Origin of the sequence: Burkholderia lata (genome assembly GCF_902499025.1) — a bacterium.
Taxonomy (GTDB): Bacteria; Pseudomonadota; Gammaproteobacteria; order Burkholderiales; family Burkholderiaceae; genus Burkholderia; species Burkholderia lata_C.
In genome coordinates this window covers 14057-39281 of record NZ_CABVPW010000039.1, presented here as the reverse complement: position 1 = coordinate 39281, position 25225 = coordinate 14057, and the positions used below count along the sequence as shown (strand labels likewise).

Annotated in this window: 19 protein-coding genes, 1 tRNA gene and 1 riboswitch; of the genes, 14 read left to right on the top strand and 6 right to left on the bottom strand. The window is 68.2% G+C overall.

The features are described 5' to 3' along the window. Positions 1-8 precede the first annotated feature (8 nt). On the top strand, positions 9-2960 hold the full coding sequence (gene fdhF / locus BDI24065_RS31580) for a formate dehydrogenase subunit alpha (RefSeq protein WP_175034514.1): 2952 nt from the start codon (positions 9-11) through the stop codon (positions 2958-2960). Between the two features lie 7 nt (positions 2961-2967). Beyond that, a complete protein-coding gene (locus BDI24065_RS31575; protein ID WP_175034513.1) occupies positions 2968-3219 on the top strand; it encodes a formate dehydrogenase subunit delta in 252 nt (83 codons plus the stop codon). 8 nt (positions 3220-3227) lie between these two features. On the opposite strand, the gene BDI24065_RS31570 is transcribed toward BDI24065_RS31575, so the two are convergent. Beyond that, complete coding sequence (locus BDI24065_RS31570; RefSeq protein ID WP_175034512.1) at positions 3228-4874, bottom strand: FAD-dependent monooxygenase; 1647 nt, start codon at positions 4872-4874, stop codon at positions 3228-3230. Positions 4875-5004: 130 nt separating this feature from the next. Here BDI24065_RS31570 and BDI24065_RS31565 point away from each other — a divergent pair, with 130 nt between their 5' ends. After that, the gene (locus BDI24065_RS31565) at positions 5005-6846 is read left to right on the top strand and encodes a tetratricopeptide repeat protein (protein ID WP_438820040.1); all 1842 of its coding nucleotides are present in this window, start codon (positions 5005-5007) and stop codon (positions 6844-6846) included. A gap of 84 nt (positions 6847-6930) precedes the next feature. On the opposite strand, the gene BDI24065_RS31560 is transcribed toward BDI24065_RS31565, so the two are convergent. The 4 genes from BDI24065_RS31560 to BDI24065_RS31545 all read right to left on the bottom strand — a co-directional run bounded on the left by BDI24065_RS31560 (position 6931) and on the right by BDI24065_RS31545 (position 11590). Continuing rightward, complete coding sequence (locus tag BDI24065_RS31560) at positions 6931-8226, bottom strand: MFS transporter (protein WP_175034510.1); 1296 nt, start codon at positions 8224-8226, stop codon at positions 6931-6933. A gap of 784 nt (positions 8227-9010) precedes the next feature. Then, positions 9011-9568 carry a hypothetical protein gene (locus BDI24065_RS41570; RefSeq protein ID WP_175034509.1) on the bottom strand — a complete coding sequence of 186 codons (558 nt, stop codon included), beginning with the start codon at positions 9566-9568 and terminating at the stop codon, positions 9011-9013. A 23-nt stretch (positions 9569-9591) separates the two neighbouring features. Continuing rightward, positions 9592-10284, bottom strand: a complete 693-nt coding sequence (locus BDI24065_RS31550) for a DUF2968 domain-containing protein (protein WP_175034508.1) — start codon at positions 10282-10284, stop codon at positions 9592-9594. Between the two features lie 115 nt (positions 10285-10399). Continuing rightward, positions 10400-11590, bottom strand: coding sequence for a gamma-glutamyl-gamma-aminobutyrate hydrolase family protein (locus tag BDI24065_RS31545; protein ID WP_175034507.1), 1191 nt, complete (start codon positions 11588-11590; stop codon positions 10400-10402). Between the two features lie 280 nt (positions 11591-11870). On the opposite strand from BDI24065_RS31545, the gene BDI24065_RS31540 reads away from it, so the two are divergent. The 8 genes from BDI24065_RS31540 (at position 11871) to BDI24065_RS31505 (ending at position 19905) form a co-directional block, all read left to right on the top strand. Then, positions 11871-12551 carry a GntR family transcriptional regulator gene (locus tag BDI24065_RS31540; RefSeq protein ID WP_175034506.1) on the top strand — a complete coding sequence of 227 codons (681 nt, stop codon included), beginning with the start codon at positions 11871-11873 and terminating at the stop codon, positions 12549-12551. Between the two features lie 7 nt (positions 12552-12558). Further along, positions 12559-13935, top strand: a complete 1377-nt coding sequence (locus BDI24065_RS31535) for an amidase (RefSeq protein ID WP_175034505.1) — start codon at positions 12559-12561, stop codon at positions 13933-13935. Positions 13936-14074: 139 nt separating this feature from the next. Further along, entirely contained in the window at positions 14075-14587 is a 513-nt protein-coding gene (locus BDI24065_RS31530) for a disulfide bond formation protein B (protein WP_175034504.1), read from the top strand. 630 nt (positions 14588-15217) lie between these two features. After that, positions 15218-16228: a xanthine dehydrogenase accessory protein XdhC gene (gene xdhC, locus BDI24065_RS31525; protein ID WP_175034503.1), complete on the top strand. Its 1011-nt coding sequence runs from the start codon at positions 15218-15220 to the stop codon at positions 16226-16228. Between the two features lie 18 nt (positions 16229-16246). Beyond that, entirely contained in the window at positions 16247-17272 is a 1026-nt protein-coding gene (locus BDI24065_RS31520) for an adenosine deaminase (protein ID WP_069247409.1), read from the top strand. 27 nt (positions 17273-17299) lie between these two features. Continuing rightward, positions 17300-17647, top strand: coding sequence for a hypothetical protein (locus BDI24065_RS31515; RefSeq protein WP_175034502.1), 348 nt, complete (start codon positions 17300-17302; stop codon positions 17645-17647). After that, positions 17644-18960 (top strand): guanine deaminase, encoded by a 1317-nt coding sequence (gene guaD, locus BDI24065_RS31510; protein ID WP_175034501.1) that lies wholly within the window; start codon positions 17644-17646, stop codon positions 18958-18960. The genes BDI24065_RS31515 and guaD overlap by 4 nt, the downstream gene beginning before the upstream one ends. Positions 18961-19116: 156 nt before the next feature. Next, positions 19117-19292, top strand: a riboswitch (yybP-ykoY riboswitch). A gap of 40 nt (positions 19293-19332) precedes the next feature. Further along, complete coding sequence (locus BDI24065_RS31505; RefSeq protein ID WP_175034500.1) at positions 19333-19905, top strand: TMEM165/GDT1 family protein; 573 nt, start codon at positions 19333-19335, stop codon at positions 19903-19905. 54 nt (positions 19906-19959) lie between these two features. Here BDI24065_RS31505 and BDI24065_RS31500 read toward each other — a convergent pair whose 3' ends face one another. After that, positions 19960-20658 (bottom strand): DUF4136 domain-containing protein, encoded by a 699-nt coding sequence (locus BDI24065_RS31500; RefSeq protein WP_174934502.1) that lies wholly within the window; start codon positions 20656-20658, stop codon positions 19960-19962. A gap of 186 nt (positions 20659-20844) precedes the next feature. Here BDI24065_RS31500 and pepN point away from each other — a divergent pair, with 186 nt between their 5' ends. From pepN to BDI24065_RS31485, 3 genes are all read left to right on the top strand, one after another. Then, positions 20845-23538: an aminopeptidase N gene (pepN, locus tag BDI24065_RS31495; protein ID WP_175034499.1), complete on the top strand. Its 2694-nt coding sequence runs from the start codon at positions 20845-20847 to the stop codon at positions 23536-23538. Positions 23539-23818: 280 nt separating this feature from the next. Further along, positions 23819-24832, top strand: a complete 1014-nt coding sequence (locus BDI24065_RS31490; RefSeq protein ID WP_175034498.1) for a class 1 fructose-bisphosphatase — start codon at positions 23819-23821, stop codon at positions 24830-24832. Positions 24833-25039: 207 nt separating this feature from the next. Further along, a tRNA-Thr gene (locus BDI24065_RS31485) sits at positions 25040-25115 on the top strand. Positions 25116-25225 lie beyond the last annotated feature (110 nt).

Genomic DNA, 25225 nt, shown 5'->3' with positions numbered 1-25225 from the left:
AGCCCTGCATGTCCCTCGACACGAACAACGTCCGCCAAGGCGGCTGCGGCTCGGGCCAATGCGCGTGCAAGAGCGCTGCGCAGGCGCGAGCCCTCGATCCGTTCGACGATACCGACTTCGGCACGCCGCAACGGCATGCCGATACCGACGTCACGCTCGAAATCGACGGCCAGCCGGTCACGGTGCCGGCCGGCACGTCGGTGATGCGCGCGGCGATCGAAGCCGGCGTCAATGTCCCGAAGCTCTGCGCGACCGATTCGCTCGAACCGTTCGGCTCGTGCCGGCTGTGCCTCGTCGAGATCGAAGGCCGGCGCGGTTATCCGGCGTCGTGCACGACACCTGCCGAAGCGGGCATGAAGGTGCGCACGCAGTCGGACCGGCTGCAGTCGCTGCGTCGCAACGTGATGGAGCTGTACATCTCCGACCATCCGCTCGACTGCCTCACCTGCCCCGCCAACGGTGACTGCGAGCTGCAGGACATGGCAGGCGTCGTCGGGCTGCGCGAGGTGCGTTACGGCTTCGACGGTGCGAATCATCTGCACGATAAAAAGGACGAGTCGAATCCGTACTTCACATACGACCCGTCGAAGTGCATCGTCTGCAACCGCTGCGTGCGCGCCTGCGAGGAAACCCAGGGCACGTTCGCGCTGACGATCGCCGCACGCGGCTTCGAATCGCGCGTCGCCGCCGGTGAAAGCGAATCGTTCATGGCGTCGGAATGCGTATCGTGCGGCGCGTGCGTCGCCGCCTGCCCGACGGCCACGCTGCAGGAGAAATCGGTCGTGCAACTCGGGCAGGCCGAACACTCGGTCGTCACGACCTGCGCGTACTGCGGCGTCGGCTGCTCGTTCAAGGCCGAGATGAAGGGTACGCAGGTCGTGCGCATGACGCCGCACAAGAACGGCCTCGCAAACGAGGGCCACGCGTGCGTGAAAGGCCGCTTCGCGTGGGGCTATGCGACGCACAAGGACCGCATCACGAAGCCGATGATCCGCGAGAAGATCACCGACCCGTGGCGCGAAGTCAGCTGGGACGAGGCGCTCACCTACGCGGCAACGCAATTCCGCAAGCTGCAGGACAAGTACGGCCGCGATTCCATCGGCGGCATCACGTCGTCGCGCTGCACGAACGAGGAAACCTATCTCGTACAGAAGCTGGTGCGTGCTGCGTTCGGCAACAACAACGTCGACACCTGCGCACGCGTGTGCCACTCGCCGACGGGTTATGGCCTCAAGACGACGCTCGGCGAATCGGCCGGCACGCAGACGTTCGCATCGGTCGGCCAGGCCGACGTGATCGTCGTGATGGGCGCGAATCCGACCGACGGCCACCCGGTGTTCGGCTCGCGGCTGAAGCGGCGCGTGCGTGAAGGCGCGAAGCTGATCGTGATCGACCCGCGCCGCATCGACGTCGTCGACGGCCCGCACGTGAAGGCCACCCACCACCTCCAGTTGCGCCCCGGCACCAACGTCGCGATCGTCAACGCGCTCGCGCACGTGATCGTCACCGAAGGGCTCGTCGCCGACGCGTTCGTCGCCGAGCGCTGCGAGACGCGCGCATTCGAGCAATGGCGCGACTTCGTGTCGCGTGCCGACAACTCGCCCGAGGCAACCGCCGACGTGACGGGCGTACCGGCCGAGCGGGTACGCGAAGCCGCACGCCTCTATGCGACGGGCGGCAATGCCGCGATCTATTACGGCTTGGGCGTGACCGAACACGCGCAGGGCTCGACGACGGTGATGGGCATCGCGAACCTCGCGATGGCGACCGGCAACATCGGCCGCGAAGGCGTCGGCGTCAATCCGCTGCGCGGCCAGAACAACGTGCAGGGCTCGTGCGACATGGGCTCGTTCCCGCACGAGCTGCCCGGCTACCGGCACATCGGCGACGAGATCGTACGCACGCAGTTCGAAGCAGCGTGGTCGGCGAAGCTGCAACCGGAACCGGGGCTGCGCATCCCGAACATGTTCGACGCGGCACTCGACGGCAGCTTCAAGGGGCTCTACTGCCAGGGCGAGGACATCGTCCAGTCGGACCCGAATACGCAGCATGTCGCGGCCGCGCTGTCGGCAATGGAATGCATCGTCGTGCAGGACATCTTCCTGAACGAGACCGCGAAATACGCGCACGTGCTGCTGCCCGGCTCGTCGTTCCTCGAGAAGGACGGCACGTTCACGAACGCGGAACGTCGCATCTCGCGCGTGCGCAAGGTGATGCCGCCGCTCGCGGGCTACGCGGACTGGGAAGTCACGCTGATGCTGTCGCGCGCGCTCGGCTACGAGATGGACTATGCGCATCCGTCGGAAATCATGGACGAGATCGCGCGGCTCACGCCGACCTTCTCGGGTGTGTCGTACGCGAAGCTCGATGCGCTCGGCAGCATCCAGTGGCCGTGCAACGAGCATGCACCGGAAGGCACGCCGACGATGCACATCGACGCATTCGTGCGCGGCAAGGGCAAGTTCGTGATCACGCAGTTCATTGCGTCGCCGGAGAAAGTCACGCAGCGCTATCCGCTGATCCTGACGACAGGTCGCATCCTGTCGCAGTACAACGTCGGCGCGCAGACACGCCGCACCGAGAACGTGCAGTGGCACGAAGAGGATCGCCTCGAGATCCATCCGCACGACGCGCAGGATCGCGGCATCCGCAGCGGCGACTGGGTCGGCATCGAATCGCGTGCGGGGCAGACGGTGCTGCGCGCGCTCGTGACCGAACGCATGCAGCCGGGCGTCGTTTATACGACGTTCCACTTCCCCGAATCGGGGGCGAACGTGATCACGACGGACAGCTCGGACTGGGCGACGAACTGCCCCGAGTACAAGGTGACGGCCGTGCAGGTGCTGCCCGTCGCGCAGCCGTCCGACTGGCAGCAGGCATACGCGCGCTTCAACGCGGAGCAGCTCGATCTGCTCGAGCGCCGCGCAGCCGCGACCGCCAGCGTGACGACAGGCAAGTGAGGAAGCGATGGACAACGGACACCTGATCGACATGGCCAACCAGATCGGCGCATTCTTCGAATCGATGCCCGATCGCGACGAAGCGCTGACCGGCATCGCCGACCACATCCGGCGCTTCTGGGAACCGCGGATGCGCCGCGCGTTTCTCGCGGCGCTCGACGATCCGTCGGGCGACGCCGCGCAACGTGCGGCACCGATCGTGCGCGACGCGATCGCCGTGCATCGCGCGTCGCTCGTGCCCGCCGCGGCGAGCGCCTGACCGTACCGCTACGCGGACCGCGACATGCCCGCGAACCAGCTTTCGCAGTGGCGCAGCAGCGCGTTCGCGTCGGTCGCCGTGCGCCCGCGCACGGCCACATAACCGTCGGGCCGCAGCAGGTAAAACGACGGCCGCGAGCGGCCGTATTCCTGCGCCAGCCCGGCGTCACCGCCGCCTTCGGCATCGGTGACGCGCCAGACGCGCACCGCATCCGGCATGATCCGTTCGAGCCCCTGCACCAGAGCCTGCGCATCGGCCGGCATCGGCGGCACCGCACCGGCTTCGGCATTCGCCGGCTCTTCCAGCAACAGCAGCGTGAAGCTCGCCGGATCGTGCAGGTCGTATAGCCGCGCCGTTCCGGGCGCCTGACCGAGCGGCCCGTCGAGCACCCGCACGTGCGCGTCGGGTGCCCGCTCGCCGCCGCGCGGCCCGCCATCGAGCACGCGCTCGAGCGTAAGCGGACTCTTCCGGTATTGCACGCCGAGCTCGCTGACCGAGCGCCGCACCGCGTCGCGCATCGGCCCGAACGACGCCAGCACCGGCACGACGTGATCGCGCAGCAGCTTCATCGCGCCACGCTCGGCTTCGACGATCTGCGTGACGAAGCCGGTCTGCCGCAACACGTCGCGCTCGATCGGATGGCGCTCCGCGTGATACGTGTCGAGCAACCGCTCGGGCGTGCCCGCGCCGAGCACGCGCGCGAGCTTCCAGCCGAGGTTGAACGCTTCCTGGATGCCGGTGTTCATGCCCTGCGCGCCGGCCGGGCTGTGGACGTGCGCGGCGTCGCCCGCGAAGAACACACGGCCGTGACGCAGCCGGTCGATCATCCGGCTATGCAGGTGAAAATAGGACGACCATGCGAGATCGCTCGGCGAGATCGACGCACCGGTACGAGCACGCACGATCGCGTCGCATTCCGCGAGCGACGGGGTGGGCGCATCGGGCGACGCGTCGCTGCCGGGCGGGCGGTCGGCCACCAGCCGGTAACGGCCGCCGCCCATCGGAAACAGGCCGGCGATGCCTTCGGGCGTCGTGAACAGGTGGATCTCCTCGTCCGGCCAGTCGGGTATCGCCGCGAAATCGGCAAGCAGGAAAGTCTGTTCGAACGCATGCCCGGTGAAGCCCAGGCCGAGCAGATGCCTGACCGTGCTGTGCGCGCCGTCGGCCGCGATCAGGTACGACGGTGCGAACGATTCGTCACGGCCGTCGGCGCGGCGGATCGACACCTCGAGCGACGCGCCGCCCGCTTCGCACGCGGTCAGCGTCGCGCCGCGCTCGACCGTCACGCCGAGCCGGGCCAGGTGCTCGGCGAGCAGGCGCTCGGTGACGGTCTGGTCGAGAAACAGCAGGTACGGATAGCGCGTTTGCAGCGGATCGAAATCGAGCCGCGCGATCACGCGGCCGTCGGCATGCAGTGCGGCCGCATGCGCACGATGGCCGAGTGCGAGAAACGGCTCGACCGCGCGATGCTGCTCCAGCAGTTCGAGCGTGCGCGCCTGGATGCCGATCGCGCGCGAATGCCGTGCGGGCGCAGCGAGCCGATCGATGATGCGCACCGGCACGCGGGCCCGCGCGAGGCTCATCGCCGCGGCAAGGCCGGTCGGCCCCGCGCCGACGATCAGCACGGGCGGGATATCGGGCAGTGTGTCAGCCATGAGAACCTCGATGACACGCGACCCTGCAAGTCTACGCCGCTCCGCGTGACGGGGCCATATGCCGAGCGGCCAACACGCGGCACCACCGCGCGGTGTGGGAAAATACGCGCTTTCCGTCAGTTTTCGCGTTATGGATTCCGCATTCGACCGAGCGTATGCCGCACACCGCGCGGGCCGCCTCGCCGAGGCCGAGCACGGCTATCGCAACGCGCTCGCCGCCAACCCCGCCGACGCCGACGCGCTGCATCTGTTCGGCGTGCTGCGGCACCAGCAGGGCCAGCACGCCGAGGCGGCCGATCTCGTCGGCCGCGCCGTCGCGCTGCGGCCGGGCGATGCCGCGCTGCAGCTCAATCTCGGCAACGCGCTGAAGGCGCTCGGTCGGCTCGACGAAGCGGTCGACCGTTTTCGCAACGCGCTGACGCTCGCGCCCGAATTTCCGCTCGCGCACTACAACCTCGGCAACGCGTATGCGGCACTGCAGCGCCACGACGACGCGATCGATGCATTCGGCCGCGCGCTGCGGCTCACGCCCGACGATGCATCGATCCACAACAATCTCGGCAACGCGCTGAACGCGCTCGGCCGCCACGACGACGCGCTCGCCGCGTTCCATCGCGCGCTCGAGCTGCGGCCCGGGCATGCGGGCGCGCACAACAACCTCGCGATGGCGCTGAACGCGATGGGCCACGCCGACGACGCGATCGCGCACTTCCAGGCCGCGATTGCCGCACAGCCGCGTTTCGTCGCTGCGCATTTCAATCTCGGCAATACGTTCGATGCGGTCGGCCGGCATGCCGAGGCGGCCGCCGCGTTCGAAGCCGCGCTCGCGCTGCATCCGCCGTTTCCGCTCGCACTGTTCGGGCTCGCGAACGCACTGAGCGCGCAGGCACGCCACCACGACGCACTGCCCTACTACGAGCGTACCGTCGGGCTCGATCCGTCGTTCAGCCTGGCCTGGCTGAACCTCGGCAACGCACATCACGCGCTCGGTGCGCACGAGATGGCGCTGCGTGCATTCGACCAGGCACTGCGCGTCGCGCCCGATCTCACGCTGGCACGGCTGCACCGCGCGGTCACGCTGCTCACGCTCGGCGACTTCACGCGCGGCCTGCCCGCCTATGAAGCGCGCCACGACACGCCGGGCGCGACGCCGCTCGGCACGTTGCCGCGCTGGCAAGGCGAGCCGATTGCGTCGCGCACGCTGCTGATCCGCGCGGAACAGGGCTTCGGCGACACGCTGCAGTTCGTCCGCTTCGTACCGCTCGCCCGCGCACGCTGCGCGCGCGTCGTGCTCGAAGTCCAGCCGGAGCTCGTTACGCTGCTGGCGCCGGCTGCATCGCGTTGGCACGTGACGCTCGTCGCACAAGGCGCCGCGAAACCGCCTGCCGCCGATGTCGCATGCACGCTGATGAGCCTGCCGTTCCTGCTCGGGCTTCAGACCGAGGAGGACATCGTCGCGGGCTCGCGCTACCTCGATGCCCCCGACGGCGCCGGCCGGCGCTTTCGCGGCTCGCTCGGCGGGCAGTCGAAGCGCAAGTTCGGCCTCGCGTGGTCGGGGCGCCGGCAGGCGCAGGAAAACCGCTCGATGCCGTTCGACGCGCTTGCGCCGCTGCTCGCGCTGCCGGACATCGACTGGATCGTGCTGCAGCCCGCACTCGACGACGACGAACGCGCGCGCGTCGACGCGCATCCGCGCGTGCATCGGCTCGACGGCCGCCTGAACGACTTTGCCGACACGGCCGCGCTGATCGAGCGGCTCGATGGCGTCGTCACGATCGATACGGCAGTCGCGCACCTAGCCGGCGCGCTCGGCAAGCCGCTATGGGTCATGCTGCCGTTCGCGCCCGACTGGCGCTGGTTCACCGGCGACGACTGCCCGTGGTATCCGCAGGCCAGGCTCGCCCGCCAGCCCGCGCCAGGGCAATGGCTCGACGTGGCGGCCGCGGTCGCCGGCACACTGCGCGAAGCCTGAGCGCAGACGAAAAAAGGGAGCGCGTCGCGCTCCCTTTTTCAATGCGATGCGTGCGACCGGCGCCGCACGACATGCGCGTGCCCGTCAGGCCGCCTTGTACTGGTTGCGCGCCTCGGACGTGCGATACAGCACGAGTGTCGCGATCAGCCCGCAAATCGCGGCAACGCTCAGCCACAGCCCCGGCGCCGCCTTGTTCCCGGTCTGATGAATCAGCAGCGTCGAGATCGCAGGCGTGAAGCCGCCGATCGTCGTCGCCAGGCTGTATGCAAGCGAGAAACCGGCCGTGCGCACGTCGGCCGGCATCACCTCGGTCAGCGCGACGACCATCGCCCCGTTGTACGACGCGTACAGGAATGACAGCCACAGCTCGACCGCGAGCAGCCGCAGGAACGACGGATCGCCGACGAGCCACAGCACGGCCGGGTAAGCCGTCAGCAGCGTCAGCACGGTGAACGTGATCAGCACCGGGCGGCGGCCGATGCGGTCGGACAACGCACCGGACAGCGGCAGCCACACGAGATTGGAAATCCCCACGCAGACGGTCACGACGAGCGCGTCGAGCGACGACAGGTGCAGCACTTCCTTGCCGAACGTCGGCGTATAGGCGGTGATCATGTAGAACGACACCGTCGTCATGATCACCATCCCCATGCCGGCAACCACGACACCCCAGTTGTCGAGCATCGAACGCATGATCTCGCCCATCGTCGGACGATGACGCTTCGCGAGGAATTCGTCGGTCTCCTTCAGCGAACGACGGATCAGGAACAGGAACGGCACGATCAGGCAGCCGATCAGGAACGGAATGCGCCAGCCCCACGCGGTCATCTCCTCGACCGGCAGCGCGCGGTTCAGCAGCACGCCGACGAACGCGGCGAACACCACGGCCACCTGCTGGCTGCCCGACTGCCACGACGTATAGAACCCCTTGTGCCCCTTCGTCGCAATTTCGGACAGATAGACCGACACGCCGCCGAGTTCGACGCCCGCCGAAAAGCCCTGCAGCAGCCGGCCGAGCAACACGAGCGCTGGCGCGAGCACGCCGATCGTCGCATAGCCGGGTATCGCGGCCACCGTGAGCGTGCCGAGCGCCATCAGCCCGAGCGTCAGGATCAGCCCCTTGCGCCGGCCGTGGTGGTCGATGTAGGCGCCGAGCACGATCGCGCCGACCGGCCGCATCAGGAAGCCCGCGCCGAACACCGACAGCGACAGCATCAGCGACGCGAATGCGTTGCCGCTCGGAAAGTAGGTTTTCGCGATGGCCGACGCGTAATAGCCGTAGACCATGAAGTCGTACATTTCCAGGAAGTTGCCGCTGACGACCCGGAACACGGTGCGGACTTTCGATTCTTGCGCGATGGCGTGTGACGCTGTGGACATGTTTTTCTCGCTCAGCTCGGATGGCGCGAATCCGCGCCGCATGGATCCGACGACGCACGCGGCGCCGCGCCGGCGCGCACGGGCATCGCTGCCCGCCGGCGGCTCGCCGCGCAACGACGCGCGCACCGGCATGGTTCGCGCATCATGCCACGCCTACCCGACATTTGCCTTGTGTCGCCCCGCCGTAGCCGTCGCGGTGCGCTCCTCGTACGAGTCGTCCCGAAACGGCAGCAAAAATCAGATTGATCTGATCGACCGGCCTTCGCCGGCTGACCACAATGTCTCGACTTGCAACGACAACTCCGCGCCGCACCGGCACGGTTGCCCGTGTCGCATGGCGCACCGCCCTCATGCCCCCATCGCCCCTCGTTCCCGTTGCCGGCGCGCTCGCCCGCCCCCGCGTCGCTCCGCTCGATCACGTGCCGTCGTTCGGCCGCGAATGGACTTTTCGCGGCGCACCCGGTGCGCGACCCGGCAAGCACTGCCTCGCGACACTGGCGACGTCCTGCATCGACGTAGACCAGCCGCATCGCGCGTGCCACTGGCAACCGCTACCCGTCGCAGCGCCGGCACCGACTCTTGCAGAGTCGCCGGTTGCACTGCCTGCGGCTGCGGGCCGGTGTTCCAGCCATACCGCCGGCGGCGTTCGCGACCGCCGTGGGAGGTACGCGATCTGCTGGAGCATCGGCGCGCTCGGCATCATCGGCTGGCTGATCGCCGCGCATGAACCGCTTGCAGCGTTCGGGCCGGCATACGCGATTCAAACGGCCGGCGCCGTGCCGGATCACGCCACGTCGTCGTCCGGTGCCGTGCGGGTCGCTGTGGTTCCGCCACATACGTCGACGAACGCGCCACCACAGCACAAGATGGCCACGCCTGTCGCGACAACGGTCGAATCACCGCCGGTCACGCGTCGTCCCGCATTGCGTCGTCCGACCGCAACCGCCAGCGTGCCGCCGACAGCCGCTGCAGCATCGCCTCGTTCGAGCGGCAAGCACACGGCGGCGGCGCCGGTCCGAGCGCCGACCATGCCGCGGCTGGCCGCGCATCCGCCGATCCGGCGCAGCACGGTCGACACGCGAACGCGCGATCGCCTTGCCCCCGTGCCGCGCGCAATCGCCAGTCCGCGCGACACGCTCGACGATCCGCTCACGCTGATCGCGATGGCAAGCGCGCTGCGCACGACCCCGCCTGCCCGGGCAACGCACGCGCCCGCCACCGGTTTCGACTGGACAACACAACTGTCCCACCGCCGCTTGACCGAGACGCCGGACGCGTTCGCGCGCTGACGGCTGCGCCATAAAAAAACCCGGCGAAGCGCGCTTCGCCGGGTTTTGCTCATCTCTGCGTCCGTCTGACGAATCGTTACTTGTGCGCGGGCAACCCCGTCTCGGTCTGCTTCTCGAGCTGTCGCACCTGCTCCTGCAGATCGCGCAGCTGCAACTGCGCAGCGCGCTTCTCGACCTGCAGCGCCTGTGCCTGCTCCTGTGCCGACCGCTGCCGCTGCGCAACTTCGGCCTGCTGGCTGCGCGCAACGCTCAGGTCGGCCTGCAACTGCTGCGCACGATTCGCCTGCAGCGCGATCACGCGCTCGAGAAACGCCTTCTGCGCCTCCAGCTCGGTACGGCGGATCTCGATATCGGCAAGTTGTACGGTCTGCTGAACGAAGTTCGCGTACACCATCTCCGCGCGATTCTTTTCCTGCGACCGGATCACGCGCCATAGTTGCTTGTCCTGGAACAGCGCGACGTAGTAGGTCATCTCGCGCGGATCGAACATCAGGCTCGCGCCATAGCTGCCGTTGTAGGTCGTACGCATCTCGACGATCCGGCCATCGTGCAGCATCTGCGTCAGCTCGGCGACGTTGCCTTGCGCGGACGCATCCGTCGCAGCCACGCTGGTTGCCGCCGGGTCGCCGCGCAGGCTCGTGACCGCCGGACGCGTACCGGCGGCGGGCGCAGTCGCGTCGGCGGACCAGGCCGCACCCGCTTGCATGCAGGCAGCCAGCGCAACGATCCAGCTTGCGCATCGTGCAGGGGAAAAATTTCGGAAAGCCAACGTCAGACTCCGGCGAACGAATCGGAACTCGCGATTATCGTTCAAAACGAAACGGCCGCATCTCGAATTTATCGGGATGCGGCCGGCCTTCGTGCGACACGAAGAATGTGGCTTGCTACAGGCGGGTTTCGCGCGCCGCGCGCAGGAAGGCATCGAGCAGCGGCGTGCAGTCGAGCAGCTCCGAACCGCCGGCACGATGGAACTCGGGGTGCCACTGCACGCCGACGACGAACGGCGAACGGCGATGGCGAATGCCTTCGATGATCCCGTCGCCGGCCGACACGGCCTCGATGTTCAGATCGCGGCCGAGATCGCGGATCGCCTGATGGTGGATCGAGTTGACGATCGCTTCGCTGCGCCCCGGGAACATGCTCGCAAGCGTCGACGAATCCGGGAAGCGGATCGCGTGACGATGCTGGTCGTAATGCTCGCTCACGTGCGCATTCGCGGTCGGCACATCGGTGGCGATGTCCTGGTACAGCGAGCCGCCGAACGCGACGTTGATCAGCTGACAGCCGCGGCATACGCCGAGGACGGGTTTGCCGGACTCGACGAACTCGTGCAGCAGTTCAAGCTCGTACATGTCGCGCACGCGATCGCCCGGCCATTCGGGGCGGGCGTCGGACGCGGCGTAGGTTTGCGGCGATACGTCGGCGCCCCCCTGCAGCAGCAGGCCGTCGAGATGCTTCGCGTAGTCGCGCAGGCGGATGTTGCTCGGGTGAATCATGCCCTGGTGGCCGACGGTCGGAATCATGAACACGAGCACGTCGCGCGACATCACCCAGTGCGCGATCGACTCCTCGAGATACTGCAGCGTCTTGCCCCGCAGCCCCTTCGCACCCGGTTCCGGATGGAAGATCCGCGCGGACACGCCGATGCGCAGCGTGCGCTGCGTGATGCGCTGGCCGGCACGGTCGAACAGCCGGCGCGCGCGTGCGGCCACGATCCGGCCGAATACCGACCACGGCGTGTCGCTCTGCTTCAGGTAGGCCGGCGGCGCATTCTGCGTGCTCGCAGGCGGCGGGCGCGGCGTGTCGAAATCAGGCTGCGCGCCGAACCCGGGTGGCGGCGTTCCAGCCTTCGGCGGCGCGGCGGCAGCAGCGCCATCGACGGCGGCGCCTGTCGCACCGGGTGCACCCGGTTCGGACGCAGCCGTCACCGGTGACGCGCCGTCGGCAGTGACATTCTGCGCGACGGCCCGGGCTGCCGGCGCATCGGGCGCTTTCGCCGGATCGGTACGGTGGGAATCGGAAGAAACGGAGGAGGTGCCGGGCAGACCGGCCGGGGAAGGCGTGTTTTCGCTCATGACGATGGTCTGGTACGTCGCTCACGCGTATGGATAAACGAGGATTCATTATGCTTCAGCGCACGATCGAGCGGCAAACCTGCAACATCCTGTCGAAAATGTTGCAAGTTGGCGGCAAACCGCGTCGGGGAGCGTCCCCGTTCACACGCGCGTCACGCCGAACCCTCGTGGCCGGCACTGGACACCAGTGATATATCACAATAATATCCAGGCATCGCCCACGCTTCCCGATCGCCCGCGCCATGATCGCGCCCCGTCCGGCCGCCGCGCCGCAATCCGCATGAGTACCCTGACCGACGCCACCCGCGACCGCCCCGCCGCGCCGGCGGCCAGCCTTGCCGACCGCGCGTACGCGCTGATCCAGCACGACATCATCACGATGCGCCTGAAGCCCGGCGCCGCACTCAACGAAGCCGACCTCGTCGCGCGCACCAGCATCGGCCGCACGCCGGTACATCAGGCCGTGCATCGCCTCGTGCTCGAGGGGCTGCTGTCCGTGATGCCCCGCAAGGGATTGATGGTGCAGCCGCTGTCGCTCGACGACATCGTCGCGGTCATCGACGTGCGGCGCATCAACGAAGCGCACTGCGCGGAACTCGCCGCGCGCCACGCAACGCCCGACGATCTCGCACGCCTGGCCGCGCTGCTCGACGCCGGGCAGGCGTGCGTCGACACGCACGACGTCGAGGGCATGATGGAACTCGACCGCGCGTTCCACCAGGCGATCGCCGCAGCCGCGCGCAATGCCGTCCTCGCCGAGATCCTGCGCGCGCTGCACGAGCGCTCGCTGCGCTTCTGGTTCGTCACGCTGTCCGAACCGCACCATCTCGCCGACGTCCAGCACGAGCATCGCGAACTGTTCGATCGGCTGTCCGCGCGCGACGCCGCCGGTGCACGCGCGGCCGTTGAAAACCATATCGATTCGTTCCGCTCCACGCTTCTTCAACATCTTCGCCCCTGAGCCGCCCATGACCACTTTCACGCCCTTCCCCCCGCTCGCCCAGCTCGCCGCCGACCTCGCCGCCGGCCGGACCACGAGCCGCGCGCTCGTCGACACCGCGCTCGACCGGATCGCCGATCCGTCGGGCCAGGGTGCGGTCGTCTTCACCGAAGTCGATGCCGACAACGCACGCGCGGCCGCCGACGCGCATGACCGGCTGCGCGCCGCCGGCACCGTGCTGTCGCCGCTCGCGGGCATTCCCGTGTCGGTCAAGGACCTGTTCGACGTCGCGGGCCAGGTGACGCGCGCGGGTTCGCGCGTGCTCGACGGCGCGCCGGCCGCGCGCACCGACGCAGTCGCCGTCGCGCGGCTCAAGCGCGCGGGCGCGGTGCTGGTCGGCCGCACCAACATGAGCGAGTTCGCGTTCTCGGGGCTCGGACTGAATCCGCACTTCGGCCATCCGCGCTCGCCGTACCACCGCGACGTGCCGGGCGACGCGCGGATTTCCGGCGGCTCGTCGTCCGGCGCGGCCGCATCCGTCGCCGACGGGATGGCCGCCGTCGCGCTCGGCACCGACACGGGCGGCTCGATCCGCATTCCGGCCGCCCTGTGCGGGCTGACGGGCTTCAAGCCAACGGCAAGCCGGATTCCGACGCAAGGCGGCGTGCCGCTGTCGACGACGCTCGACTCGTTCGGCCCGATCGGCCTGACGGTCGCCTGCTGCGCGCTCGTGGACCGGATGCTTGCAGGCCTCGAACCGCACGTACCGGCCGCCCGGCCGCTCGAAGGCGTGCGGCTCGGCGTGCTGACGAACTACGTGACGGACGGCGTCGATGCCGACGTCGCGGCCGCGCTCGACGCCGCGCTCAAGCATCTCGAAGCCGCCGGCGCGATCGTCACGGAAGTACGCTTCCCCGCGCTCGACCGGCTGCCGGACATCAACCGCTTCGGCTTCTCGCCGATCGAGGCCTACGCGTGGCACCGCCCGCTGCTCGCCAAGCACCGCGACCAGTACGACCCGCGCGTGCTCACGCGGATCCTGAAGGGCGAACCCGCGAGCGCCGCCGACTATCTCGACCTGCTCGCCGCGCGCAAGGCGATGCTCGACGAAGCAGCGCACACGGTCTGGTCGCGCTTCGATGCGCTCGTCGCGCCGACGGTGCCGGTCGTGCCGCCGCGCATCGCCGAACTCGAGGCGGACGATGCCGCGTTCACGCACACCAACGCGCTGATCCTGCGCAACCCGAGCGCATTCAACTTCCTCGACGCGTGTGCGCTGTCGCTGCCCTGCCATCCGCGCGACGCGGCGCCGGTCGGCCTGATGCTCGCGGCGGCACCGCATCGCGACGACGCGCTGCTCTCGATCGGCCAGGCGGTCGAGGCCGTGCTGAACACGATCCGCTGAGCGCAGCCAACCGACCGCCGGCGGACAGGATGCGCGGTGCGGCAGGTTGCCGCACGCGCGCTGTCAGTTTCGTGCCAGACCGTTCGCGCTAAAATCGCGCGATTGTTTTCCGGACCGACCCACGAGGAACCCCGCCGACATGAACGACTACACGCTCGCCATCCGCCGCGAACGCCGCCTGCTGATGCTGCTCGGATGGGTATGCATCGCCCTGCTGGCCGGTGCGCTGTACCTGCAGTACGTGAAGAACGAAGATCCGTGCCCGCTGTGCATCATCCAGCGCTACTTCTTCTGCGCGATCGGGATCTTCGCGTTCCTGGCCGCCGGGATCCGCAACTGGCGCGGCGTCTGGGTGCTCGAGCTGCTGATCGCGATCGCCGCGGCCGGCGGCGTCGGCACGGCCGCCCGGCACCTGACGATCCAGATGAATCCGGGCTTCAGCTGCGGCTTCGACACGCTGCAGCCGATCGTCGACAGCCTGCCGCCCGCGCAGTGGTTCCCCGGCATGTTCAAGGTCGCCGGGCTGTGCGAGACCGTCTACCCGCCGATCTTCGGCATCCTGCTGCCCGGCTGGTCGCTGATCGGCTTCGCCGTGATCCTGATCGCCGTCGTCGCGAGCCTCTGGCGCCATCGCCGCAAGCTCGCAGCCTGACCGGCCGGTTTCGCACCGGCCTTGCGCGCGGCCCGCTCGCCCGGGCCACCCATTGCCGGCCGGTGACCGCCCGGCCCCGGAGCGCTCGCCGGCCCACCCCGGCGGGCTGCATCGGGCCCGTCAAGCGTAAACACCTACTCCGCCGCCGCCCGGATCTCCGGGCGAACGCGCATCGCGCGACTTCCGCGCCCAGCCCCGCCACGCCTGCGTTTCGGCCCGACGTGCACACATCGACGCCCCGATCCCGCGCGGCGGGCCTATGATCGACATGATCGCCTCCTGATAGCCCGGATCACCGCCCCGCGATGTTCCCGTCGCGTTGCGGTGCTATCTTCGTGACTGGATGGCGATCTACGTGCGCGAGGCCAGGCGGTCTCACCACCCCTGCGTAACGCGCGCCCGATCCGCAATGTCGACTGGATTCATCATGACAACGCAACCCATCCGCATCCGTCACCCTCATGGCGTCCGCGCATCCGGCGGTGCCGCCCGCGCGCGCCGTCCGCGCGCTGCCGTCGCACCGCATCGGCCGTGCGGCCGGCCCGCTCCGCTCCCGTCCGTCATCGTTGCCGCCACGCCCGCCAGCCCGCGTCGCGTGTGGTGCCGCGTCGTCCCGAACGGAGCGTGCTGATGGAAGCCTGGCTCGGCGATCTGCAGCAACTGCTCGCGCATGGCGAAGCGGCCGTGCTCGTAACGGTCGCGCACACCGACGGCTCCGCGCCGCGCGAAGCCGGCACCAAGATGCTCGTCACGCGCGACATGGCCCGCCATACGATCGGCGGCGGTCATCTTGAATGGAAGGCGATCGAGATCGCGCGGCACCTGCTGAAGGATGGCGCGCACGTGCCGCACGCGCGCCGGCTCGAACGGCTCGCGCTCGGCCCGAGCCTCGGCCAGTGCTGCGGCGGCGCCGTGGTGCTCGCGTTCGAGCGGCTCGATGTCGGCGATCTCGGCTGGATCATGTCGCTCGCGAAGCGTGTCGCGGCCGGCGCCGCGACCGTGCGTAGCGTATCATTCGGCCCCTCGCCGGGCGCGCCGCTGTTGAGCGAGCCCGAATCGGAAGCCGCGCGCGCCGACTGCCTGCTGTGGGAAACCGGCGGCGTGTCACTGATGACCGAAACGATCGCGCCGTATGCGTTCCCCGTCGTGCTGTTCGGCGCCGGGCACATCGGCACCGCGCTCGTGAAGGTACTGGCGACGCTGCCGTGCCACGTCCGCTGGATCGACGGGCCCGATGCGGTGTTCCCGCCGGCCGACGCGCTCGCCGGCATCGGCAACCTCGCGATCGAAGCGGCCGCTGCCCCGGCCGACGCGGTCGACGCCGCACCGCCGCAGTCGTACTTCGTCGTGATGACGCACGACCACGCACTCGATTTCGTGCTGGCCGAGCGCATCCTGCGTCGTGCCGACTACGCGTACTTCGGGATGACCGGCTCGCACGCGAAACGCGTGCAGTTCGATCATCGCCTCGCAGCGATCGGCATCGACCCGGCCCAGGTCGCGCGGATGCGCTGCCCGATCGGTGTCGAAGGCATCATCGACAAGGCACCCGAAGTGATCGCGATCTCGGTGGCTGCGCAATTGCTGCAGGCCGTCGAGGCAAATGCGAACGCGTCCGCGCAGGCTTCCCCTACCTACTGACCGACCAAGAACGACGCCATGACCCCGACATTCAAGGACAAGATTGCCCGCGCGCCGAAAGCGGAGCTGCACATCCATATCGAAGGCTCGCTCGAGCCCGAACTGATTTTCGCGCTCGCCCAGCGCAACGGCGTGAAGCTCGCATACGACTCGATCGACGCGCTGCGCGCCGCGTACGCGTTCACCGACCTGCAGTCGTTCCTCGACATCTATTACGCCGGTGCGAGCGTGCTGCTGACCGAGCAGGATTTCTACGACATGACGGCCGCGTACTGCGAACGCGCGCTCGCCGACAACGTCGTCCACACCGAGCTGTTCTTCGATCCGCAGACGCACACCGAGCGCGGCGTATCGATCGAGACGGTGGTCGCGGGCATCGAGCGCGCACTCGCCGATGCCGAACAACGCGGGCTGTCGAGCAAGCTGATTCTGTGCTTCCTGCGCCACCTGTCCGAAGAGGACGCGCTCGCGACGTTCGAATCCGCGCTGCCGCTGTTCGAGCGCTATCGCCATCGCCTCATTGGCGTGGGCCTCGACTCGTCCGAGCTCGGCCATCCGCCGACCAAGTTCGCACGCGTGTTCGAGAAAGCGCGCGCGCTCGGGCTGAAGCTCGTCGCGCATGCGGGCGAGGAAGGCCCGCCCGCATACATCTACGAAGCGCTCGACGTGCTGAAGGTCGACCGGATCGACCACGGCGTGCGCAGCATCGAGGACGCGGCACTCGTCGAACGCCTCGCGAAATCGCGCACGGCGCTCACCGTCTGCCCGCTGTCGAACCTGAAGCTGTGCGTGTTCGACGACATGGCGAAGCACACGCTGAAGGCGCTGCTCGATCGCGGCGTCGCGGTGACGATCAACTCCGACGATCCGGCCTACTTCGGCGGCTACGTCAACGAAAACTACTTCGCGACGGCCGAAGGGCTGCAACTCACGGATGCCGAAGTCCATGCGGTGATCCGCAACGGCTTCGAGGCGTCGTTCATCGAACCGGCGCAGCGCGACGCACTGTACGCGCGCCTCGACGCGTACTGGCAGGCCGCGTGACGGCCGGCATCGAGGAACGCTAGACAGATGAAACACGGCCACGGCATCCGCTTCGCGACCACCGTCCCGGCCTTGTGCCGGGACGACCGCGTGCGTGAGCGCGCGGCGACGGCGCCGTTCGTCGTCGCTCGCGCGTGCCTGCCGTCGCGATTTGCCGTTTCGCGCGCCGCCGCACCGGTCGCGAGCGCAACGGCTGCGAGGCCCGCCGGCAACCACTCGCTGGCGGCTTCGGCCGCCACGTTCGCCCGCGCAATCGCATCCGGTCGTGCCGCACGCAGCGTGCCGCACCCGCTCGCCAGGCGCCGCCCCGCCCTCGTGCGGCGTCGCCCGTTTTCTTCTGTTCGCCTTACCTTGATGCAGGACCATTCGTCATGACGCAAACCGCTTTCCGTTCCCAGCTGCTGACCTTCAACGGCGACCCGGCGCAATCGAGCCAGGCCGCGAACCACGAGACCGACGGCCTCCTGATCGTCGACGACGGCAAGGTCGTCGCGGCCGGCCCGTACGCGCAGCTCGCCGCGACGCTCGCGCGCGACGCGATCGTCCATGACCTGCGCGACAAGCTGATCGTGCCCGGCTTCATCGACACGCACATCCACTATCCGCAGACGGACATGATCGCGTCGCCGGCGCCGGGCCTGCTGCCGTGGCTGGACAAGTACACGTTCCCGACCGAGCGCCAGTTCGGCGATCCCGAGCATGCGCGCGAAGTCGCCGACTTCTTCGTCGACGAACTGCTCGCCTGCGGCACGACGAGCGCGCTCGTCTACTGCACGGTGCACAAGCAGTCGGCCGACGCGCTGTTCGCGGCGAGCGACGCGCGCGACCTGCGGATGATCGCGGGCAAGGTGCTGATGGATCGCAACTGCCCCGAATTCCTGCGCGATACCGCGCAATCGGGTTATGACGACAGCGCCGAGCTGATCGGCCGCTGGCATGGCAAGGGCCGCCAGATGTACGCGCTCACGCCGCGCTTCGCGCCGACGTCGACCGAAGCGCAGCTCGAGGCGTGCGGCGAGCTCGCACGCCGCCATCCGGACGTGTTCGTGCAGAGCCACGTCGCGGAAAACGTCGATGAAGTGAAATGGGTGGCCGAACTGTTCCCCGGCCATCGCAGCTATCTCGACATCTACGACCGCTACGGGCTGCTGCGCCCGCGCGCGGTGTACGGCCACTGCATCCACCTCGATGACGAGGACCGCCGCCGGATGGCCGAGACGCGCACCGTCGTCGCGCACTGCCCGACGTCGAACTTCTTCCTCGGCAGCGGGCTGTTCGATTTCGACAAGGCCGGCGAATACGACGTGCCCGTCACGCTCGCAACCGACGTCGGTGGCGGCACGTCGTTCTCGATGCTGCAGACGATGAATGAAGCGCACAAGGTCGCGCGGCTGTCGGGCCACCACCTGACCGCGACGCGGATGTTCTGGCTCGCGACGGCCGGCGCCGCGCAGGCGCTCGACCTCGCCGATACGGTCGGCACGCTCAAGCCGCTGACCGAAGCCGACTTCGTCGTGCTCGATCCGCAGGCCACGCCGCTGCTCGCACGCCGCACGAAGCGCGCGGATTCGCTCGAGGAACTGCTGTTCGCGTTCGCGCTGCTCGGCGACGACCGCGCGGTGTACCGCACCTATGCGGCCGGCGAGCTCGTCCACGAGCGCGGCGCGGCACGCCGCCCGGCCGCGTAACTGCGTTCGAACGCTTTTCCCGGCAGGCGCGAGCATCCGCCACTGCGCCTGCCGGGTCCGCCGCACGGCCGGAGATCGCCGTAACCCGATCCCGCCCCGACTCCAGGCGCAGCGCCCGCCGACCGCTTTCCCGCGCGCAACGCGCCGTGCTAGAATTCGCCGCTCATTGGGGAGTAGCCGCTCCGCTCGATGTCCCGCGCTACCGGCGCGCATCGTGACGGAGGCGTCCGTCAACAGACTTGGCCGTTTGGCCATGGCGGGCGCAGCCACGTTGGCCTGGCGAGACCGATGATTCACAGTGCGCCGCATCAGGGCCCGGCGCGCCGTGGATCGTCGCTCGCACGCACAACACCGGCCCGTGGAACCCCATTCGTGTCCCAAGCCTTCCTGATCTCGACCGGCGCGGTCGCCCTCGCTGAAATCGGCGACAAAACCCAACTGCTTTCCCTCGTACTGGCCGCGCGCTATCGCAAGCCCGTACCGATCATTCTTGGCGTGCTCGTCGCGACGCTCGTGAACCACGGTTTCGCAGGCGCGCTCGGCGAATGGCTCGGCGTACTGGTCACGCCGTCGATCATGCGCTGGGCGCTCGCGTTCTCGTTCGTTGCGATGGGTCTGTGGATCCTCGTGCCGGACAAGCTCGATGCCGACGAAGCCAATGCCAACCGTTCGCGGCTCGGCGTGTTCGGCGCGACCCTCGTCGCGTTCTTCCTCGCGGAAATGGGCGACAAGACGCAGATCGCGACCGTCGCGCTGGCCGCACGCTTCCAGGACTACATCGGTGTCGTGGCCGGCACGACGTTCGGAATGATGCTTGCGAACGTGCCCGCGATCCTGCTCGGCGACCGCTTCGCGCACCGCCTGCCGACGAAGCTCGTGCACGGAATCGCCGCCGTGCTGTTCGTCGTGCTCGGCGCGCTCGCGCTGCTGGGCATCGGGGTCTGACGGGAAGGAAGATGGCGGGCGCGGCCGGACGGCCGCGCCGAGACTGACGCCGCGTTACTTCGCGGCGGCCGCACCCGAAGCGGGCGCCGCCGGCACCGCGCGCTCGTTGGCAGCCGGCGCCGCCGGGCCGCCGCGCTTGTCGACCGGCAGCCGGACCGAGCGGACCGCGCCGTTCGACAGCGGGAAGTCGGCGAGCGCGCTGCGCGCGAGGAACGGCATCGCGTACAGCAGCGTGCCGTTGTCGCCGGTCGTGCGCGCGGACACGTTGTAGACCTCCTTGCCCGTCGCGCGCTCGGTGATGCGGATACCGAGCGTGTAGTCGAACACCTGGTACGTCTGCGCGACGTAGCCGGCCGGCATCGGCCCCCAGGGCCCCCACGGGCCCCACGGCCCGCGCCGCCAGTACGGCCCCGGCGCGAACCACGGATCGTAATAGACGGGCTGCGGCACCGTCACGAGATCGCTGCCGACCGCATAGGTCAGCCCGACGAGATACCGCGCCTGCGCCTGCGGCACCTGCCGGAACGCATACGTGGACAGTTCGTTCGCGACGATCGGCTCGTAGGTCGACTGCTCGATGCTGTTCTTCTGCGCATCGGTGCGCGTGAACGCATAGGTGCGTGTCGCGTCGCTGCCGCTCCAGTCGGAGAAGGCCGTGACCTGGGTCGTCACGTAGCTGGTACAGCCGGTCAGCAGCGCCACGCACAGCACCGCCGCCCAGCCCGCACCGCGTTGAATCCATTCGCGTTTCATGTTGATCCTCTTCGATCCGTCACCCGTTCGTCGCACCGCGCGAACCGTAACGGGATGCCGATAATACGCGGACTCCCGGAACCGGTAAAAAGTTCGCCCGGCACGCAGCCGCCAGCCTTTGTACAATGGCCCGGTTCGCCCGGCCCGTGCCGCCGGCCCGTCCCCACTCCACCGATCTCGACGACCATGTCCGACAACGCCTCCTCCACCGTGATCCGCCGCGCCGACTACACGCCGCCGGCCTTCCTCATCGATTCCGTCGCGCTCGAATTCGATCTCGCGCCGGCCCGCACGATCGTCAGGAATACGATGCGCGTGCGCCGCAATCCGGACGCCGCGCCCGCGCCGCACCTGGAGCTGATGGGCGAAGCGCTCGAATTCGTCGGCGCATGGCTGGATGGTGCGCCGCACGGCGCCGTGCGTGCGCACGAACACGGGCTGACCGTCGAGAACGTCCCCGAAGCTTTCGAGCTCACGCTCGAAAGCGCATGCGCACCCGACCAGAATACGACGCTGTCGGGCCTCTATGTGTCGAGCGGCAACTTCTTCACGCAGTGCGAAGCCGAAGGGTTCCGCCGCATCACCTACTTCCTCGATCGCCCGGACGTGATGGCGTCGTACACGGTGACGCTGCGCGCCGACAAGGCCGCCTACCCGGTGCTGCTGTCGAACGGCAACCTCGTCGACTCGGGCGACCTGCCCGACGGCCGCCACTTCGCGAAGTGGGAAGACCCGTTCCGCAAGCCGAGCTACCTGTTCGCGCTGGTCGCGGGCAAGCTCGTCGCGATCGAGGAGAAGATCACGACCGGCTCGGGCAGGGAAAAGCTGCTGCAGGTGTGGGTCGAGCCGGCCGATCTCGACAAGACGCGTCATGCGATGGATTCGCTGATCCACTCGATTCGCTGGGACGAGAAGCGCTTCGGCCTCGAGCTCGATCTCGACCGCTTCATGATCGTCGCGGTCGGCGACTTCAACATGGGCGCGATGGAAAACAAGGGGCTCAACATCTTCAACACGAAGTACGTGCTGGCGAACCCCGAAACCGCGACCGACACCGACTTCGCGAACATCGAATCGGTGGTCGGCCACGAGTACTTCCACAACTGGACCGGCAACCGCGTGACCTGCCGCGACTGGTTCCAGCTGAGCCTGAAGGAAGGCCTGACGGTGTTCCGCGACCAGGAATTCTCGGCCGACATGGCCGCGGGCGACGACCTCGAATCGGCGGCCCGCGCGGTCAAGCGCATCGAGGACGTGCGCGTGCTGCGCCAGTTGCAGTTCGCCGAGGACGCGGGCCCGATGGCGCACCCGGTGCGCCCGGAGAGCTACGTCGAGATCAACAACTTCTACACGATGACCGTCTACGAGAAAGGCTCGGAAGTCGTGCGGATGTACCAGACGCTGTTCGGCCGCGACGGCTTCCGCAAGGGGATGGACCTGTACTTCAAGCGGCACGACGGGCACGCGGTGACCTGCGACGACTTCCGTCACGCGATGGCCGACGCGAACGGGCGCGACCTCGCGCAGTTCGAGCGCTGGTACAGCCAGGCCGGCACGCCGCGCGTGTCGGTGCGTACCGCGTACGACGCGGCCGCACGCCGCTATACGGTCACGCTCGCGCAGGGCTACGGCGACGGGTCGCCGGCCGCGCGCGAAACGCAACAAGGCCCGCTGCTGATCCCGTTCGCGATCGGCCTGATCGGCCGCGACGGCCGCGACCTGCCGCTGCGTCTCGACGGCGAAGCCGCCGCTGCGGGCACGACGCGCGTGCTCGACTTCACCGATACCGAGCAGACCTTCACGTTCGTCGACGTACCGGAACAACCGCTGCCGTCGCTGCTGCGCAACTTCTCGTCGCCGGTGATCGTCGAGTACGACTACAGCGACGACGACCTCGCATTCCTGCTCGCGCACGACAGCGATCCGTTCAACCGCTGGGAAGCCGGCCAGCGTCTCGCCACGCGCGCACTGCTGACGCTCGCCGCGCGTGCGGCCGCGAATGAACCGCTCACGCTCGGCGAGAACTTCGTCGCCGCATTCCGCCGTGTGCTGACCGACGCAACGCTGTCGCCGGCGTTCCGTGAACTCGCGCTGACGCTGCCGTCGGAAACCTACCTCGCCGACCAGATGGCGGAAGCCGATCCGGCCGCCGTGCATCGCGCGCGCCAGTTCGTGCGCCGCCGGCTCGCCACCGCACTGCGCGCCGACTGGCTCGCCGCATACGAGCAGCACCAGACGCCCGGCGCCTACGAACCGACGCCGGAGGCCTCCGGCCGCCGCGCGCTGAAGAACCTCGCGCTCGCGTATCTCGCCGAACTCGAGGATCCGGCCGATGCGGTGCGCCTCGCGACCGCGCAATACGATGCGGCGAACAACATGACCGATCGCGCGGCTGCACTCGGCGCGCTGCTGTCCGCCGCGGCTACCGGCGCGAACGAACCGGCCGAACACGCGCTCGACGATTTCTATCGTCGCTTCGAGAAGGAAGCGCTCGTGATCGACAAGTGGTTCGCGATGCAGGCGGCGCAACGCGGCACGCTCGCGCAGCCGACGCTCGCGAAGGTTCGCAAGCTGCTCGCGCACCCGGCGTTCAACCTGAAGAATCCGAACCGCGCACGCTCGCTGATCTTCAGCTTCTGCGCGGCCAACCCCGCGCAATTCCACGCGGCGGACGGCTCGGGTTACGCGTTCTGGGCCGAACAGGTACTCGCGCTCGACGCGGTCAACCCGCAGGTCGCGGCACGCCTCGCCCGCTCGCTCGAACTGTGGCGCCGCTTCACGCCGGCGCTGCGCGACCGGATGCGCGAAGCACTCGAGCAGGTCGCCGCCGGCGCGAAATCGCGCGACGTGCGCGAGATCGTCGAGAAGGCGCTCGCGTAACGCCATCGCCCGCATCGCGCCCGCGCGATACAGCCGGTGCCGCCCGTCGCGGCACCGGCTTTTTTTATGGTGTGAAGACTGCCGGAACCGCGCGCAATCGCGGGATCCGACCGCGCCGGCTGCCATTGCGGCAAAGCCCGCCCCACCGGTTTCCACCAGCGGAAACCGGGCCGGTTCGGCCGCCCGGCCATGTAACCGGACGAAAAAACCCGGCGGCACGGGAGGCGCGGCGGGTAAAATTGCGACCATTCAAGGATTCTTTGGCCTTCTGGAGTCTGTCATGTCCATTGCCCGCCGCACCACGCTGTCGAAGTTCCTGATCGAACAGCAACGTGAGACCAACAACCTCCCCGCCGACCTGCGCCTGCTGATCGAAGTCGTCGCACGCGCGTGCAAGGCGATCAGCTACAACGTGTCGAAGGGCGCGCTCGGCGAAGCGCTCGGCACCGCCGGCAGCGAGAACGTCCAGGGCGAAGTGCAGAAGAAGCTCGACATCCTGTCGAACGAGATCCTGCTCGACGCGAACGAATGGGGCGGCAACCTCGCCGCGATGGCATCGGAAGAAATGGAAACGTTCTTCCCGATCCCGGCGAACTACCCGCGCGGCGAATACCTGCTCGTGTTCGATCCGCTCGACGGCTCGTCGAACATCGATGTGAACGTGTCGATCGGCACGATCTTCTCGGTGCTGCGCTGCCCGGACGGCAAGCAGGCAACCGAGGAATCGTTCCTGCAGCCCGGCACGGAGCAGGTCGCCGCCGGTTACGCCGTGTACGGCCCGCAAACGGTGTTCGTGCTGACGACCGGCAACGGCGTGAACTGCTTCACGCTCGACCGTGAAGTCGGCTCGTGGGTGCTCACGCAAAGCAACATGCAGATCCCGGCCGACACGCGCGAATACGCGATCAACGCATCGAACGCGCGTCACTGGTACGACCCGGTCAAGCGCTATGTCGACGAACTGAACGCCGGCAAGGACGGCCCGCGCGGCGACAACTTCAACATGCGCTGGATCGCATCGATGGTGGCCGACGTGCACCGGATCCTGAACCGCGGCGGCATCTTCATGTACCCGGCCGACAAGCGCACGCCCGATCGTCCGGGCAAGCTGCGCCTGATGTACGAAGCGAACCCGATGTCGTTCATCGTCGAACAGGCAGGCGGTGCCGCGACGACCGGCACGCAGCGCATCATGGAAGTGCAGCCGACGGGCCTGCATCAGCGCGTCCCCGTGTTCCTCGGTTCGAAGAACGAAGTCGAGCGCGTGACGGGCTACCACGAAGAAAAGCAATAAATTTGCACCGCAGCACTAGACAGTGTCGCGCGACGTACGTACAATCGCGCCTCTCGATGTGACCCCAACGGGTCGCATCGCAGTGAAACGAAGCGGGAAGTTTGCCGAGTCGATGAGTTTCGCGAAACAGCAGCAGCAAGCTGAAAAAAATTCGCAAAACCTATTGCCAAGGTCTCAGATTTCACCTTATAATTTCGTTTCTCTGATGCCGGTGTAGCTCAGTTGGTAGAGCAGCGCATTCGTAATGCGAAGGTCGTAGGTTCGACTCCTATCTCCGGCACCAAGTTATAAAGGGCTGACAAGCATGCTTGTCAGCCCTTTTCTCATTCCGGGCGCCGAATCGTGCGCGGCCCTCCTGCTGCCCGCGTCCGCTCCGCTTGCGGGCATCACCCG

Excerpts from the sequence above, each read along its gene's own strand:
- fdhF (WP_175034514.1), top strand. The coding sequence starts at position 9 with ATGTCCCTCGACACGAACAACGTCCGCCAAGGCGGCTGCGGCTCGGGC.
- BDI24065_RS31575 (WP_175034513.1), top strand. The coding sequence starts at position 2,968 with ATGGACAACGGACACCTGATCGACATGGCCAACCAGATCGGCGCATTC.
- BDI24065_RS31570 (WP_175034512.1), bottom strand. The coding sequence starts at position 4,874 with ATGGCTGACACACTGCCCGATATCCCGCCCGTGCTGATCGTCGGCGCG.
- BDI24065_RS31565 (WP_438820040.1), top strand. The coding sequence starts at position 5,005 with ATGGATTCCGCATTCGACCGAGCGTATGCCGCACACCGCGCGGGCCGC.
- BDI24065_RS31560 (WP_175034510.1), bottom strand. The coding sequence starts at position 8,226 with ATGTCCACAGCGTCACACGCCATCGCGCAAGAATCGAAAGTCCGCACC.
- BDI24065_RS41570 (WP_175034509.1), bottom strand. The coding sequence starts at position 9,568 with ATGAGCAAAACCCGGCGAAGCGCGCTTCGCCGGGTTTTTTTATGGCGC.
- BDI24065_RS31545 (WP_175034507.1), bottom strand. The coding sequence starts at position 11,590 with ATGAGCGAAAACACGCCTTCCCCGGCCGGTCTGCCCGGCACCTCCTCC.
- BDI24065_RS31540 (WP_175034506.1), top strand. The coding sequence starts at position 11,871 with ATGAGTACCCTGACCGACGCCACCCGCGACCGCCCCGCCGCGCCGGCG.
- BDI24065_RS31535 (WP_175034505.1), top strand. The coding sequence starts at position 12,559 with ATGACCACTTTCACGCCCTTCCCCCCGCTCGCCCAGCTCGCCGCCGAC.
- BDI24065_RS31530 (WP_175034504.1), top strand. The coding sequence starts at position 14,075 with ATGAACGACTACACGCTCGCCATCCGCCGCGAACGCCGCCTGCTGATG.
- xdhC (WP_175034503.1), top strand. The coding sequence starts at position 15,218 with ATGGAAGCCTGGCTCGGCGATCTGCAGCAACTGCTCGCGCATGGCGAA.
- BDI24065_RS31520 (WP_069247409.1), top strand. The coding sequence starts at position 16,247 with ATGACCCCGACATTCAAGGACAAGATTGCCCGCGCGCCGAAAGCGGAG.
- BDI24065_RS31515 (WP_175034502.1), top strand. The coding sequence starts at position 17,300 with ATGAAACACGGCCACGGCATCCGCTTCGCGACCACCGTCCCGGCCTTG.
- guaD (WP_175034501.1), top strand. The coding sequence starts at position 17,644 with ATGACGCAAACCGCTTTCCGTTCCCAGCTGCTGACCTTCAACGGCGAC.
- BDI24065_RS31500 (WP_174934502.1), bottom strand. The coding sequence starts at position 20,658 with ATGAAACGCGAATGGATTCAACGCGGTGCGGGCTGGGCGGCGGTGCTG.
- pepN (WP_175034499.1), top strand. The coding sequence starts at position 20,845 with ATGTCCGACAACGCCTCCTCCACCGTGATCCGCCGCGCCGACTACACG.
- BDI24065_RS31490 (WP_175034498.1), top strand. The coding sequence starts at position 23,819 with ATGTCCATTGCCCGCCGCACCACGCTGTCGAAGTTCCTGATCGAACAG.